Source organism: Pseudomonas sp. FSL R10-1339, assembly GCF_009600545.1.
Classification (GTDB): domain Bacteria; phylum Pseudomonadota; class Gammaproteobacteria; order Pseudomonadales; family Pseudomonadaceae; genus Aquipseudomonas; species Aquipseudomonas bubulae.
The window spans coordinates 1-14171 of sequence record NZ_WIVQ01000031.1 but is presented as its reverse complement, the minus strand read 5'-3'; the positions used below and the strand labels follow the sequence as shown (position 1 = coordinate 14171).

17 protein-coding genes are annotated in these 14171 nt (G+C 59.9%); 4 read left to right on the top strand and 13 right to left on the bottom strand.

The genetic code is table 11. The annotated features are described in order from the left end of the window. Positions 1 to 3 precede the first annotated feature (3 nt). The 7 genes from tatB to ubiE form a co-directional block, all read right to left on the bottom strand. Positions 4 to 420 carry a Sec-independent protein translocase protein TatB gene (gene tatB, locus GHO03_RS11845; RefSeq protein WP_095000831.1) on the bottom strand — a complete coding sequence of 139 codons (417 nt, stop codon included), beginning with the start codon at positions 418 to 420 and terminating at the stop codon, positions 4 to 6. 10 nt (positions 421 to 430) lie between these two features. Next, entirely contained in the window at positions 431 to 709 is a 279-nt protein-coding gene (locus GHO03_RS11840; RefSeq protein WP_019825245.1) for a twin-arginine translocase TatA/TatE family subunit, read from the bottom strand. A 24-nt stretch (positions 710 to 733) separates the two neighbouring features. Next, a complete protein-coding gene (locus GHO03_RS11835; protein ID WP_095000832.1) occupies positions 734 to 1066 on the bottom strand; it encodes a phosphoribosyl-ATP diphosphatase in 333 nt (110 codons plus the stop codon). After that, the gene (gene hisI / locus GHO03_RS11830; protein WP_095023783.1) at positions 1059 to 1460 is read right to left on the bottom strand and encodes a phosphoribosyl-AMP cyclohydrolase; all 402 of its coding nucleotides are present in this window, start codon (positions 1458 to 1460) and stop codon (positions 1059 to 1061) included. Before hisI ends, GHO03_RS11835 begins: the two co-directional genes overlap by 8 nt. Before the next feature lie 79 nt (positions 1461 to 1539). After that, positions 1540 to 3144 carry a ubiquinone biosynthesis regulatory protein kinase UbiB gene (ubiB, locus tag GHO03_RS11825; protein WP_095000834.1) on the bottom strand — a complete coding sequence of 535 codons (1605 nt, stop codon included), beginning with the start codon at positions 3142 to 3144 and terminating at the stop codon, positions 1540 to 1542. Continuing rightward, entirely contained in the window at positions 3141 to 3764 is a 624-nt protein-coding gene (locus tag GHO03_RS11820) for an SCP2 domain-containing protein (protein ID WP_095000835.1), read from the bottom strand. The genes ubiB and GHO03_RS11820 overlap by 4 nt, the downstream gene beginning before the upstream one ends. Next, a complete protein-coding gene (gene ubiE, locus GHO03_RS11815; RefSeq protein WP_095000836.1) occupies positions 3764 to 4534 on the bottom strand; it encodes a bifunctional demethylmenaquinone methyltransferase/2-methoxy-6-polyprenyl-1,4-benzoquinol methylase UbiE in 771 nt (256 codons plus the stop codon). Before ubiE ends, GHO03_RS11820 begins: the two co-directional genes overlap by 1 nt. Before the next feature lie 106 nt (positions 4535 to 4640). On the opposite strand from ubiE, the gene GHO03_RS11810 reads away from it, so the two are divergent. Next, positions 4641 to 4916, top strand: coding sequence for a polyhydroxyalkanoic acid system family protein (locus GHO03_RS11810; RefSeq protein ID WP_095000837.1), 276 nt, complete (start codon positions 4641 to 4643; stop codon positions 4914 to 4916). Between the two features lie 144 nt (positions 4917 to 5060). Then, on the top strand, positions 5061 to 5741 hold the full coding sequence (locus tag GHO03_RS11805) for a phasin family protein (protein ID WP_153399858.1): 681 nt from the start codon (positions 5061 to 5063) through the stop codon (positions 5739 to 5741). Between the two features lie 149 nt (positions 5742 to 5890). On the opposite strand, the gene GHO03_RS11800 is transcribed toward GHO03_RS11805, so the two are convergent. The 6 genes from GHO03_RS11800 to GHO03_RS11775 all read right to left on the bottom strand — a co-directional run bounded on the left by GHO03_RS11800 (position 5891) and on the right by GHO03_RS11775 (position 13397). Further along, entirely contained in the window at positions 5891 to 6262 is a 372-nt protein-coding gene (locus tag GHO03_RS11800) for a gamma-butyrobetaine hydroxylase-like domain-containing protein (protein WP_169916155.1), read from the bottom strand. Positions 6263 to 6327: 65 nt separating this feature from the next. Beyond that, entirely contained in the window at positions 6328 to 7662 is a 1335-nt protein-coding gene (hslU, locus tag GHO03_RS11795) for an ATP-dependent protease ATPase subunit HslU (protein ID WP_083369675.1), read from the bottom strand. Positions 7663 to 7730: 68 nt separating this feature from the next. Next, positions 7731 to 8261: an ATP-dependent protease subunit HslV gene (hslV, locus tag GHO03_RS11790; protein ID WP_016783176.1), complete on the bottom strand. Its 531-nt coding sequence runs from the start codon at positions 8259 to 8261 to the stop codon at positions 7731 to 7733. Positions 8262 to 8504: 243 nt separating this feature from the next. Continuing rightward, a complete protein-coding gene (locus GHO03_RS11785) occupies positions 8505 to 9197 on the bottom strand; it encodes an SPOR domain-containing protein (protein WP_095000840.1) in 693 nt (230 codons plus the stop codon). 1 nt (position 9198) lies between these two features. Further along, entirely contained in the window at positions 9199 to 10935 is a 1737-nt protein-coding gene (gene argS, locus GHO03_RS11780; protein ID WP_095017730.1) for an arginine--tRNA ligase, read from the bottom strand. Positions 10936 to 11177: 242 nt separating this feature from the next. After that, the gene (locus GHO03_RS11775) at positions 11178 to 13397 is read right to left on the bottom strand and encodes a primosomal protein N' (protein ID WP_095000843.1); all 2220 of its coding nucleotides are present in this window, start codon (positions 13395 to 13397) and stop codon (positions 11178 to 11180) included. Positions 13398 to 13611: 214 nt separating this feature from the next. On the opposite strand from GHO03_RS11775, the gene rpmE reads away from it, so the two are divergent. Both rpmE and GHO03_RS11765 read left to right on the top strand, forming a co-directional pair. Further along, positions 13612 to 13839 (top strand): 50S ribosomal protein L31, encoded by a 228-nt coding sequence (gene rpmE / locus GHO03_RS11770; RefSeq protein WP_016783180.1) that lies wholly within the window; start codon positions 13612 to 13614, stop codon positions 13837 to 13839. Positions 13840 to 13844: 5 nt separating this feature from the next. Beyond that, on the top strand, positions 13845 to 14171 hold a 327-nt coding region (locus GHO03_RS11765; protein ID WP_178110307.1), incomplete at its 3' end, for a thermonuclease family protein.

The following is a 14171-nucleotide window of genomic DNA, read 5'->3' as shown; positions in this document are numbered from 1 at the left end:
CGCTTAAGGGGCTCGCGGTGGCAGGGTGGGGTCGTGTGGCGCTGCCGGTTGCGGCGCAGGGGCGGACGCGGTTTTGCTCAGGGTCACGGGCGCAGCGCTCGCAGACTCTGGGTGTGCGACGGGAGCGGTACTGACAGGTGGCTCGGTGGGCGTTAACGGCTTCACAGCGTCCTGCAGCGGAGCCAGAATTTTCTTGGCTTCCTCTTCCATCGACAGGATATGTTCGTTGTGCAGCTGCCGACGTATTTCGTCCGCGCCGATTTCCCGTTCAACTTCCTGTTTGATCGCATTAAAGCTGCGTTTCAGGCGCCCGATCCACAGGCCCGCCGTGCGTGCAGCACCCGGCAAGCGCTCGGGGCCGAGCACCAGCAGGGCCACCAGGCCGACGAGCAGCAGTTCACTGAAGCTGATACCGAACATTAGTTTTGGCTCACACGTCTTTGCGGGTCGGCTCTTCGACTTTTTGCGCCTGCACGTCGATGGTGTGCGGCTCGTTCAGGGTCGAAGTGGTGTGCGGCTGCGGCGCGGCGGTTGGCTGCGCAGGTGGAACCACGGGCTCGGCAGGCTTTTCGTCGTCGTTCATGGCCTTGCGAAAGCCCTTGATCGATTCGCCGACATCCGTGCCCAGGTTTTTCAGTTTTTTGGTGCCGAAGACAAGGACTACGACTACCAGAATGACGATCCAGTGTTTCCAGTCAAAAATGCCCATGATCTGTTCCTTTGCAAATAAGGGTTAGGTGGACGGCCGCGAGGCTTTTTCCACATGGCCGGAGGTGCCGATACGACGCTCCAGTTCATCCAGTACGGCCTGAGGGTGCTGCCCCAGCTGGGCCAGCATGATCATGCTATGGAACCACAGATCGGCTGTTTCGTAGATGACATCGCTGCAATCACCGCTGATGGCAGCGTCCTTGGCGGCGATGATGGTCTCGATCGACTCTTCGCCGACCTTTTCCAGAATCTTGTTCAGGCCCTTGTGGTACAGACTGGCCACATAGGAGCTGTCCGGGGTTGCGCCTTTGCGCGCTTCGAGCACTTGGGCTACGCGGCTCAGAGTGTCAGTCATGGGAGTGCCCTGCTTGGTAAATGGCGTTCGGATCTTTAAGTACCGGGTCGACGATCTTCCACTCGGCGTTTTCGTACACGCGGTAGAAGCAGCTCTGACGGCCGGTATGGCAGGCGATATCACCGATTTGTTCGACCATCAGGATGATCACGTCGGCGTCGCAGTCCAGGCGCATTTCATGCAGCTTTTGCACATGGCCGGACTCTTCGCCCTTGCGCCACAGCTTGCCACGGGAACGTGACCAGTAGATGGCACGGTTCTCGGTTGCCGTCAGGCTCAGTGCCTCGCGGTTCATCCAGGCCATCATCAGTACGCGCCCGGTTTTGTGGTCCTGGGCAATCGCCGGCACCAGGCCGTCGTTGTCCCATTTGATCTCGTCCAGCCAGTCTTTCATGTTCGACTCCGACAACCTGCCTCAGCCCTGTGGCTGAGGCCTGGTGAATTAACAGTTTGCCAGCCTCGACCGGGGCTGGCTATCGGCGCACGATCAGATACAAGCCCACGGCCAGCATTATGCCGGCAGGCCAATAGCCTGCAGTGTGTAGCGGGCCAATACTGGCCAGTAATGCGCCAGCGGCCAGATGCCCGGCACCGATCAGGCGCAGGAACCAGCTGTCACGGGGTTCGCGCACGACCAATTGTTTGTTATGGGCATGGGGCTGCGACATGCGTTCGAGCAAGTCGCGGGTCATGCCGGCCAGATGCGGGATCTGCTCGACCTGGCTGTGCAGGTTGCGCAGCAGGGTCTTGGGGCTGACGCGCTCACGCATCCAGCGCTCAAGGAACGGCTGGGCGGTACTCCACAAATCCAGGTCGGGGTACAGCTGGCGGCCCAGGCCTTCGATATTGAGCAGGGTTTTTTGCAGCAGCACCAACTGTGGCTGGACTTCCATATTGAAGCGTCGCGCAGTTTGGAACAGGCGCATAAGCACCTGGCCAAAGGAAATCTCCTTCAGCGGCTTTTCGAAGATAGGCTCACAGACGGTGCGGATCGCCGCTTCAAACTCGTTGAGCTTGGTGTGCGCCGGTACCCAGCCTGAATCGATGTGCAACTGCGCCACGCGCCGGTAATCGCGCTTGAAAAAGGCGAACAGGTTGCGCGCCAGATAGTCCTGGTCCTCGGGGGTCAGGCTGCCGACAATGCCGCAGTCGATGGCGATGTATTGCGGGGCCCACGGGTTCACGGTGCTGACAAAAATGTTGCCGGGGTGCATGTCGGCGTGAAAGAAGCTGTCGCGGAACACCTGGGTGAAGAAAATCTCCACGCCACGCTCGGCCAGCATTTTCATGTCGGTGCGCTGATCGGCCAGGGCCGCAAGGTCGGTGACCTGGATCCCGTAGATGCGCTCCATCACCAACACTTTCGGGCGGCACCAGTCCCAGTAGACTTGCGGCACATACATCAGCGGCGAGCCTTCGAAGTTGCGCTTGAGCTGGCTGGCATTGGCTGCTTCACGCAACAGATCGAGTTCGTCGTAAATGGTTTTTTCGTAGTCACTGACCACATCCACCGGATGCAGCAGGCGGGCGTCTGCGCTCAAACGCTCGGCAGTGCGGGCGAGGATAAACAGCCAGGCCAGGTCGGAGCCGATGATCGGCTTGAGGCCCGGGCGTACAACCTTGACCACCACTTCTTCGCCGGTCTTGAGTTTGGCCGAGTGAACCTGGGCCACCGAGGCCGAGGCCAGTGGTTCGATATCAAAACGGCTGAACACTTCACTGATCCGGGCACCGAGCTGTTCTTCGATCAGCTTGACTGCCAACTGCGGGTCAAACGGCGGTACGCGGTCTTGCAGCAGCATCAGCTCATCGGCGATATCGGCGGGCAGCAGGTCGCGGCGGGTCGAAAGGATCTGGCCGAACTTGATGAAAATCGGCCCCAGATCCTGCAACGCCAGGCGCAGGGCGGCACCGCGGCTCAGCTCCAGTTTTTTGCGCGGGAACCAGCGCCACGGCAGTGCATAGCGCAGGGACAACATCCACCACGGCAAGGGCAGGGCGAACAGCAGGTCATCGAGCCGGTAGCGAATGACGACGCGCTGGATGCGGAACAAACGGCGTATGGCAAGCAGCTTCATGCGTTATCGCTGGAATTGAGGGATCGGCAAAGGCGCTCGAAGCGCGCCTCAAGGCGATCCAGGTCGAGTTTGAGTTGGTCCAGCTCGTCAAAGCGCGCTTGCGCCTCACGTTCTCCGACCAAAGTGCGGGCTTCTTCGCTCAGGTATTCGGCCAGGTTCTGGTTGATGCTGGCGAAACCTTGTTGATACCAGTTGGCGCGGCTGCGTACATGGCCACCGATCAATGCCGTTGCCACAGGCCCGATCCAGTTCGAAAGTTCATACTCCCAATCCAGTTCCAGGTCTTGCAGCACCGCCGCCAATTCCATCAACACAGCGCTGTCGCCTTCGAGTTCGACTTCAGGGCTGTGCAGGATGGCGCTCTTGTCCTTGCTCAGAGCAAGGCGCAACAGGCTGGAGGCAGGCGCGCGCAGGGTGCAGTCAGGCTCGGCTGCCCATTGGCTCGCCAGCATCAGGCCTTCTTCGCTGGGCAGAATAAACAGGTGCAGCGAAGGGCTGGCGCAATCGACGGCAATCAACTTGCCGGTCAAGGGGCGCAAACGCGCCAGGGCCGTGCTGTCCAGCCGCAATACGCGGTTGACGCCGTGTTCGACGCTGGCGAGAAGGCCGCGCAGCAACATCAGGGCTTGATGCCGCGATGCAGGGCGACGATACCTGAGGTCATGTTGTGATAGGTCACGCGGTCAAAACCGGCCTCGACCATCATCGACTTCAGGGTTTCCTGGTCCGGGTGCATGCGGATCGATTCTGCCAGGTAGCGATAGCTTTCCGGGTCGTTGAGGATCAGCTTGCCCACCATCGGCATGAAAGCGAACGAGTAGGTGTCGTAGACCTTGGACATCAGCGCGTTGGTCGGCTTGGAGAACTCCAGTACCAACAGGCGGCCGCCCGGCTTCAGCACGCGCAGCATGGAGCGCAGGGCGTCTTCCTTGTGGGTCACGTTGCGCAGGCCGAAAGCGATGGTCACGCAATCGAAATAGTTGTCCGGGAACGGCAGCTTTTCAGCGTCGGCCTGAACGAACTCGATATTGCCGGCTACGCCCTTGTCCAGCAGGCGGTCACGGCCGACTTTAAGCATGGACGCGTTGATATCAGCCAGCACGACCTGGCCGGTAGGGCCAACCAGATGGGAGAACTTGCGGGCCAGATCGCCGGTACCGCCAGCGATGTCCAGCACCTTGTTGCCCGGGCGTACGCCGGACAGCTCGATGGTAAAACGCTTCCACAGACGGTGCATGCCGCCTGACAGAACGTCGTTCATCAGGTCATATTTGCCGGCTACAGAGTGGAAAACCTCGGCGACTTTCTCGGCCTTCTGGCTTTCCGGTACGTTTTTGAAGCCGAAGTGAGTGGTGGGTTCGGCATCGCTGCCTTTGCGCTGATCAGTCATATCGCTGTCACCAAAAGAGAATGCTGGCCATTCTAATCCCGGTGGCCGGCTTTGTCTTGGCGAGGGTGAATGTATAGTGGCGGCTTTATTTATCAGGAGCCACGCCATGGCGCGTATCAGCGTTGAACGTACCCACAGTCTGGGCCTTGAGGCCGCACGGGAAAAAGCCCGTCCTTTGGTCGAGAAACTGGCCAGCCAGTATGGCCTGACCCCTACCTGGGCGGGCGACACGGTAAAACTGAAGCGCTCGGGAGTGAATGGCACCCTGCTAATCAGCGACAACAACGTCAAGGTCGATGTGGAACTGGGCCTGTTGATGTCGGCGATGAGCGGCATGATCCAGTCGGAAATCGAACGCTCGCTGGATAAGGCGCTGGCGTAGTCGTGTTGCCGGTCTAATAGCGGCCGCGCCCTTGATACAAGGCGGTTTAACGTCTAAACCTGATGCAGGTGAGCACCTTTGTTCATCTTGATGATTCGACGATCCTGCTCTCCGGCGTCGCGACATGACATTGAGGGGAACACGATGGCTGCGAAAAAACCGACTGCTAAAGACAGCAACACCTGGGTAGGCAAGGTGGAAGAGTACTCACGAAAAATCTGGCTGGCTGGTTTGGGTGTGTACTCGAAAATTGATACCGATGGCAGCAAGCTCTTCGACACCCTGGTCAAGGATGGCGAAAAGGCCGAAAAACTGGCCAAGGATGCCGGGCACAAAGTGGCCGAGGGCGTTAAATCGTCGACATCGTCCGCGCGCTCGCGGGTTGAAGATGTCAAGGATCTGGCCCTGGAAAAGTGGGGCGAGTTCGAAGAGGCTTTCGACAAGCGCCTTAATAGCGCCATTACCCGCTTGGGTGTCCCCAGCCGTGATGAGGTCAAGGCGTTGCATGCCAAGGTCGAGACCCTGACCAAGCATATCGAGAAGCTGACTGCGGCGGCTGCCAAAGTTGCGGCCAGCAAGGCGCCGGTTGCGAGCAAGGCGGCACCGGCCAAGGCTGCGGCAAAACCTGCGGTTGCCAAAGCGGCTGCCAAGCCTGCGGCCAAACCTGCAGCCAAACCTGCAGCCAAGCCCGCTGCTGTTAAAGCTCCTGCGGCCGCGAGCAAGCCAGCAGCCGCCAAACCGGCCGCCAAAAAACCTGCGGCCAAGAAACCAGTAGCGCCTAAAGCGCCAGCGGTTGATGCCAAGGGAACGACTTCCACTTTGTAGCCGCTGACGAGCCGCGCGAGGCTGCGCCCGGCGGCGAAGCCGTCGTAAATCCGGTAAACGCAGTGCATCTGAATAACCGGAGTGGATGGTTCTACGACGGCTTCGCCGCCGGGCGCAGCCTCAGCGGCTACAAAAAAGCTGCAGCCGGCTCAGAGCATCAATTTGACCACCGACACCGAAGGGTCGCGGGACTTGCCGGCTTTTTTCAGTTCCTGCAAGTAATCCGCCCACAGCTCTTGCTGGCGCACGCCAAGCTGGTAGAGGTAGTCCCAGGTAAACAGCCCGCTGTCGTGACCGTCATCGAAGGTCAGTTTCAACGCGTACTGGCCTGCGGGTTCGATCTTGCTCAAGCCGACATTGATCTTGCCAAATTGCAGAATCGGATTGCCGTGGCCCTGGACCTCGGCAGACGGCGAGTGCACGCGCAGAAACTCGGCCGGCAGGTGGTGCTCTTCGCCGGACGGGTATTTGAGGGTGAGGGTCTTAGAAGCTTTGTGCAGGTTGATGGCACTGGGGATCATGGTCATAACCTTAGGTCATTGCACAAGCGCTGTAGCCGCTGAGAGCGGCTACAGGTGCAAAGGGCTTACAAGATGTAGCGCGAGAGGTCTTCGTTCTCGGCCAGTTCGCCCAGGTGGCTGTTGACGTATTCGGCGTCGATGCGGATAGGCTCCTCATTCTGCGCACTGGCGATATCACCGGCGCTGAAGGACACCTCTTCGAGCAAACGTTCAAGCAGCGTGTGCAGGCGGCGGGCACCGATGTTCTCGGTTTTCTCGTTCACCTGCCAGGCAATTTCGGCCAGACGCTTGATGCCTTCAGGCATGAACTCGATGTTCAGGCCTTCGGTTTTCAGCAGCTCGCGGTATTGCTCGGTCAACGAAGCGTGCGGCTCGCTGAGGATGCGTTCGAAATCCTGTGGCGACAGCGCCTTGAGTTCAACGCGGATCGGCAGACGGCCTTGCAGCTCGGGCACCAGGTCGCTTGGCTTGCTCAGGTGGAACGCACCGGAAGCGATAAACAGGATGTGGTCGGTCTTGACCATGCCCAGTTTGGTATTGACGGTGCAACCTTCGATCAGCGGCAGCAGGTCGCGCTGCACGCCTTCGCGGGACACATCGGCGCCACCGACATTACCGCGCTTGGCCACTTTGTCGATTTCATCGATAAACACGATACCGTGCTGTTCGACCGCCTCCAGGGCCTTGGCCTTGAGTTCTTCGTCATTAACCAGGCGACCGGCTTCTTCGTCACGCACCATTTTCAGGGCTTCTTTGACTTTCAGCTTGCGGCTCTTGCGCTTGCCTTTGCCCATGTTGGCAAACAGGCTTTGCAACTGGTTGGTCATTTCTTCCATGCCAGGCGGCGCGGAGATGTCCACACCAACAGCATCGGCGACTTCGATTTCGATTTCCTTGTCGTCCAGCTGGCCTTCACGCAGACGCTTGCGGAACAGCTGGCGAGTGTTGGAATCCTGCGGTACGGCGGCTTCTTCGCCGAATGTGCGGGCAGGAGGCAGCAGGGCGTCGAGGATGCGCTCTTCGGCGGCGTCTTCGGCACGGTGGCGAACCTTTACGATTTCCTGTTCGCGCAGCAGCTTGATTGCAGCATCAGCCAGATCACGGATGATCGACTCGACGTCGCGGCCTACATAGCCAACTTCGGTGAACTTGGTCGCTTCAACCTTGATGAACGGTGCGTTGGCCAATTTGGCCAGACGACGGGCGATCTCGGTTTTACCGACGCCGGTAGGGCCGATCATCAAGATGTTTTTTGGTGTGACTTCAACGCGCAGTTCTTCCGGCAGTTGCATCCGGCGCCAGCGGTTACGCAGCGCGATGGCAACGGCGCGCTTGGCGTCGTCCTGGCCGATGATGTGGCGATTGAGTTCGTGGACAATTTCGCGGGGAGTCATGGACATAATAATTGGCGTTCCTCTAGCAGAATCAAGGTTCACAAACGGGCCGTTGAAGCGGCCCGGCAGGTGACTTATTCAGCGAGGTCCTGCTCCTCAATAGTGATGTTGTGGTTGGTGAATACGCAGATATCGCCAGCAATACCGAGTGCTGTTTCAGCGATTTCGCGGGCCGACAGTTCGGTCTTCATCAGCAGGGCACGGGCCGCTGCCTGGGCGAATGCACCGCCCGAACCCATTGCGATCAAGCCGTCTTCAGGCTCAACCACGTCACCGTTGCCGGTGATGATCAAGGATGCGTCCTTGTTGGCTACGGCCAGCATGGCTTCCAGGCGGCTCAGAGAGCGGTCGGTACGCCATTCTTTGGCCAACTCGACAGCGGCGCGAACCAGATGGCCCTGGTGCTTTTCAAGCTGGCCTTCAAAGCGTTCGAACAGGGTGAATGCATCAGCGGTGGCACCGGCGAAACCGGCGATGACCTGGCCGTGATAGAGGCGACGGACTTTTTTCGCGTTGCCTTTCATCACGGTATTGCCAAGAGAAACCTGGCCGTCGCCAGCCATGACGACTTTGCCGTGGCGGCGTACTGAAACGATGGTGGTCAAGGGAGAGTCTCCACGCAGCGGGGCGAAAATGCCTGATGGAAATACATATGGGGGTTGTCGCGGATTTTTCAACAGCGGGGAGGGAATGGGGATGAACGGGGAGGCAGGATTTGGCGAAGATGTTGTGGGAGCGGGCTTGCTCGAAATGCAGACGACCCGCAGTGTCAGGCTGATCGCGGTGATGCCATCGCGAGCAAGCCCGCTCCCACAGGGTGTAGCGTAATCCCGTGGGAGCGGCTGCTGTCAGCGGCGCTGTTGCAACAACAGGTTGTTGAAACCGCCGCCCGCCAATTGCTTTTGGGCCACCGTCAACTGGTCGCGATTGCTGAACGGGCCAACCAGCACCCGGTACCAGGTTTCGTCTTTCACCGTGCCGGCTTCAACCGTAGCGGTCTGGCCCAGCAGGATGATTTGCGCGCGTACTTTTTCGGCATCGGCCTGTTTGCGGAACGAGCCCGCTTGCAGGAAGAACTTGGTAACCGGTGCCGCCTTGACGACAGGTGGCGCTGGAGGCGGAGTGATTCCGCTCAAGGCTGCCTGGGCGCGGGCGGTGTCGATTTTGGCTGCTTCAGCCGGTGTTACCGGTGCCAGCGGCGCGGTTTGTGGTGTAGGCAGGGTCTTCTCGGGCACGGCTTCTGGCGGCACGAGCACTTCAGACTCGGGCAGCAAGGTATAGAAGTCGTACTTGGGCTTGGCCGGCTGAGTCGGGCTCGGCGCGGTCTTGTTGGCTTCGGCCACTTTCGTGGCTTTCTGCTGCTCCTGCTTGACCCGTTTGACGTCATCACCCTGGCCGGGTTCGAGCTTCATCAGAAACACGATAAAGGCGCCCACGGTCAGGCCGATGGCCATCCATAGCCAGCCCGGGATCGGCTTTTTGGCGGGCGCCTGATACCGGCTGGCACCACGCTTGGGTACTGGTTTCTTCTTGGCGGCCAACTTACATGCGCTCCAGGGTTTCCAGACCCAGCAGTTCCAGGCCTTGCTTGAGGGTACGGCCTGCCAGTGCCGCCAGACGCAAGCGGCTCTGTTTCTGTGCTTCGTCTTCGGCGCTCAGGATCGGGCAGTTCTCGTAAAAGCTGGAGAACAGGCCGGCCACTTCGTACAGGTAAGTACAGAGGGTATGAGGCGTGCCTTTTTCGGCCACGTTGTTCAGCACCTCGCCGAACTGCGCCAGCTTGGCAGCCAGTTCCTGTTCTTGCGGGGCTTCAAGCACGATCTGGCCCTGCACTTCTTCAAAGCCCTTGCCCAGTTTACGGAACACGCCCGCAACGCGGGTGTAGGCGTACAGCAGGTAAGGTGCGGTATTGCCTTCAAAGTTCAGCATCAAGTCGAAGTTGAAGCTGTAGTCGCTGGTGCGGTGCTTGGACAGGTCGGCGTATTTCACCGCGCCAATGCCGACAACTTTGGCGATGGCACGCAGTTCGTCTTCAGGCAACTCCGGGTTTTTCTCTTTAACCAACGTGTAGGCACGTTCTTTGGCTTCGTTGAGCAGGTCAATGAGTTTAACCGTACCGCCATCACGGGTCTTGAATGGACGGCCATCGGCGCCGTTCATGGTGCCGAAGCCCATGTGTTCCATTTCCATCGGATGGGTGATGAAACCGGCCTTGCGCGCAACCGCAAACACCTGCTGGAAGTGCAGGGCCTGGCGCTGATCGACGAAGTACAGGGCGCGATCGGCTTTCAATACGCCGCTGCGATAGCGGATGGCTGCCAAGTCAGTGGTGGCGTATAGATAGCCGCCGTCAGCTTTGACGATGATGACGGGCAGCGGTTCGCCTTCGGCATTCTTGAACTCATCGAGGAACACGCACTGGGCGCCGTTGCTCTCGACCAGCATGCCCTTGGCCTTGAGGTCGTTGACCACGTTGATCAGGTCGTCGTTGTAGGCGCTTTCGCCCATTACGTCAGCCATGGTCAGTTTAACGTTCAACTGCTCGTAGATTTTCTGGCAGTGCGACAGTGAGATGTCTTTGAACTTGGTCCACAGTGCCAGGCAGTCCGGGTCACCGGCTTGCAGCTTGACCACCAGGCTACGGGCACGGTCGGCGAACTCCGGGGACTCGTCAAAGCGTTTTTTCGCGGCGCGGTAGAAGTTTTCCAGATCGGACAGCTCGTCGCTGGTGATCGGGTTTTCTTCCAGATAGGCCATCAGCATGCCGAACTGGGTGCCCCAGTCGCCTACGTGGTTTTGGCGAATCACCTCGTCGCCGAGGAATTCCAGTACACGGGCCACGCCATCGCCAATGATGGTGGAGCGCAAGTGGCCCACATGCATCTCTTTGGCCAGGTTGGGCGCGGACATGTCGATCACGGTACGCATGGCCGGGGTGGCCTTGCGTACACCGATTTTCTCGTCAGCCAGGGCCGCGTCGAGGCGCGAAGCCAGGGCCTGGGTGTTCTGGAAGAAATTCAGGAAGCCAGGGCCGGCGATTTCGGTTTTGCTGATCTGCTCATCGGCGGGCAGTGCCGCGATGATTTTTTCAGCCAGATCACGGGGTTTCATACCCGCAGGCTTGGCCAGCATCATGGCGATGTTGCTGGCGAAGTCGCCGTGGGTTTTGTCACGGGCGTTTTCCACCTGAATCGCTGGCGTCAGGCCTTCAGGCAACACACCTTCTGTGACGAGTTGAGCTAGGGCTTGTTGAATAAGCTGGCGAATGGTGTCTTTCATGGTCTTCTCTTTCGACCGCAAGCGCGGTAGCGCTTCAGTGCGCAGGTGGAAAAACTGGGTATTATCCGTTGCAAGGTCGGCCTTGCCAACCTTAGCAGGCGGGTTATGGATCTGCGGTGTTCGGTTATTACTTCAAAACGGTGGGCGCGAGCTTGCTCGCGATGGCATCGCTGCGGTTTTCAAGTTGTACCGCGTCGTCTGCATCGCGAGCAAGCCCGCTCCCACGGTGGTCATGAGGTGACTCAATAAAGGTCTACCGGGTCTACGTCCAGCGACCAGCGCACCTGACGACCGCTGGGCATTTGCTCAAGGACCAGCAGCCATTGGCTCAGTAAACGATGCAGCGGTGCACGGGCATTGGCCTGTAATAGTAGTTGAGCACGATAGCGTCCGGCCCTGCGCTCCATTGGCGCAGGCACGGGGCCGAGCAACTCGATACCCCCCAGGTTCAGCTCACCCAGCAGGCGTTCAGCCTCGCTGCAGGCTTCATCCAGAAAACCTTCGGCTTGTCCCGGTTTGTGGGCTTCTGCGCGCAGCAGCGCCAGATGGGCGAAAGGCGGCAGCCCTGCCGCCCGGCGTTCGCTCAGGGCCTGTTCGGCGAAGGCGAAGTAACCCTGCTCGGTCAGTTGGATCAGCAGCGGGTGGTCGGCCAGATGGGTCTGGATAATCACCTTGCCCGGCTCTTCAGCCCGGCCGGCCCGGCCCGCGACCTGAACGATCAGCTGGGCCATGCGCTCGCTGGCGCGGAAGTCGCCGGAGAACAGGCCGCCATCGGCATCCAGGATCGATACCAGCGTCACCCGGGGGAAGTGATGGCCTTTGGCGAGCATTTGTGTGCCGATCAGTATGCACGGCTGGCCCTTCTGGATCGTGGCAAACAGTTGGTTCATCGCGTCCTTGCGCGAGGTGCTGTCTCGATCTACCCGCAGTACCGGGTAGTCGGGGAACAGAATCCCCAGCCGCTCTTCGGCGCGCTCAGTCCCGGCACCTACTGGCCGCAGGTCGACTTTGCCGCATTGCGGGCAGTTGCGCGGAACGCGCTCGACGTAGCCGCAGTGATGGCAGCGTAGCTCGCCAGAGCGCTGATGAACGGTCATGCGCGCATCGCAGCGCTGGCATTCAGACATCCAGCCACAGTCATGGCACAGCAATGTCGGCGCGAAGCCTCGACGGTTCAAAAACACCAGTACTTGCTGGCCCGCAGCGAGGGTCTGGCCGATGGCCTGTTGCATCGGCCCGGAAATGCCGCTGTCCAGGGGGCGGCTTTTCACATCCAGGCGCAGAAAACGAGGCTGTTTGGCCCCGCCAGCACGCTCGTTCAGGCGCAGCAAGCCGTAACGGCCGGTGTAGGCGTTGTGCAGGCTTTCCAGTGATGGCGTTGCGGAGCCGAGTACGATGGGGATGTTTTCCTGCCGGGCACGCACCAGTGCCAGGTCGCGGGCGTGGTAGCGCAAACCTTCCTGCTGTTTATAAGAGCCGTCGTGCTCTTCGTCGATAATGATCAGCCCCGGGTTTTTCATCGGGGTGAACAGCGCTGAACGCGTGCCAATAATAATGTCGGCTTCGCCATCACGGGCTGCCAGCCAGCTTTCCAGGCGCTCGCGGTCATTGACCGCAGAATGCACCAGCGCAATACGGGCATTGAAGCGTTGTTCGAAGCGGGCCAGGGTTTGCGGACCCAGGTTGATTTCCGGGATCAGCACCAGCGCCTGCTTGCCGGCCTGGAGGGTTTCACGGATCAATTGCAAATACACTTCGGTCTTGCCGCTGCCAGTGACCCCGGCCAGCAGGAAGGCATGGAAGTGGTCGAAACCTGCGCGAATCGCTTCGTAGGCAGCGCGTTGCTCGTCGTTGAGCGGCAACTCGGGCTGAGCCAGCCAATGTTCATGGCGCTCACTGGGTGCATGGCGGCGAATCTCGACAGTGACCAGCTCCTTGGCCAGCAGCAGGTCGAGGCTGTCCTTGCTCAGCATCAACTTGCTTAACAGTTGATGCGCCACGCCGTGGGGGTGTTGGGCGAGGGTGGCCAGTGCTTCACGCTGGCGTGGAGCGCGGGCAACACGGGGGTCGTCAAGCCGGGCGCCCGGGGCAATCTGCCAGAATCGTTCCTGGCGCGTTTCGGCCAGCTCACCCTGGCGCAGCAATACTGGCAACGCCCAGCTCAGGGTGTCGCCCAGGCTGTGCTGGTAGTACTGCGACGTCCACAGGCACAGCTTGAATAAAGAGGCGGGCAGCGGCGGCGTGGCGTCGAGCAGTGCGATGGCGGGCTTGAGCTTTTCGGCTGGTACTTCGCTGTGGTCGACCACCTCGACCAGTATGCCAATCATCTCCCGTCGTCCGAACGGTACCCGCAGGCGCATGCCGGGCTGTAATTGACTGCGCAGCACGCCAGCAGGCGCCCGGTAATCAAACAGGCGGCGCAAGGGGGAAGGCAGGGCAAGGCGCAAAATGGCGTCGGGCACGCGGAGCTCTCAAGTGATGAACGGCAAAGATGGCCCGGAGCCTAGCAGACAACGCCGCGCGGGACTAAAAGGCAGGTCAATGAACTGTGAAACTTGCAGGCGGATCATGCTTTGCCGCTTGCGTCAATGCAAAGGTCTGGTATTATCGGCGCCCTAATTTTACGTGCGGTATTCAACAATGGTGTTGAGTGGCGGCACGCTAGAGGAATACCCCATGAAAGCCGATATCCATCCAGCGTACGAAACAATCCTGGTAACTTGCAGCTGCGGCAACAAGTTCGAAACTCGTTCGAACCTGTGCAAGCCACTGGGCACCGACGTATGCAACGAGTGCCACCCGTTCTACACCGGTAAGCAGAAAACTCTGGACGTTGGCGGTCGTGTTGATCGCTTCAAAACTCGTTTCGGTGCTTTCGGCGCTACGAAAAAAGCCGCCGAGTAAGGCGCATGACCATGGGCAGGCTTTTGGGTCTGGCCAGGTTATTGAAAAAGGCGTCCCTTGCGGGCGCCTTTTTTGTGCCTGCGATTTGGCTGGCCAGTGTTTCGGCCGCGCCGCTGTGCCCGGCGCCAGGGGCTGTGGCCTACGCCACGGTGGAGCGGGTGACCGATGGCGACACCCTGCGTCTCAAGGATGGCCGCAGCGTGCGCATGATCGGCCTCAATGCCCCGGAGACGGGCAAAAAAGGCCGGCCCGCCGAGCCCTTTGCCGAGGCGGCGCGCAAGCGCCTGCAAACGCTGGTGGCGCAAAGCGATGGCCGTGTCGGGTTGCTGGCA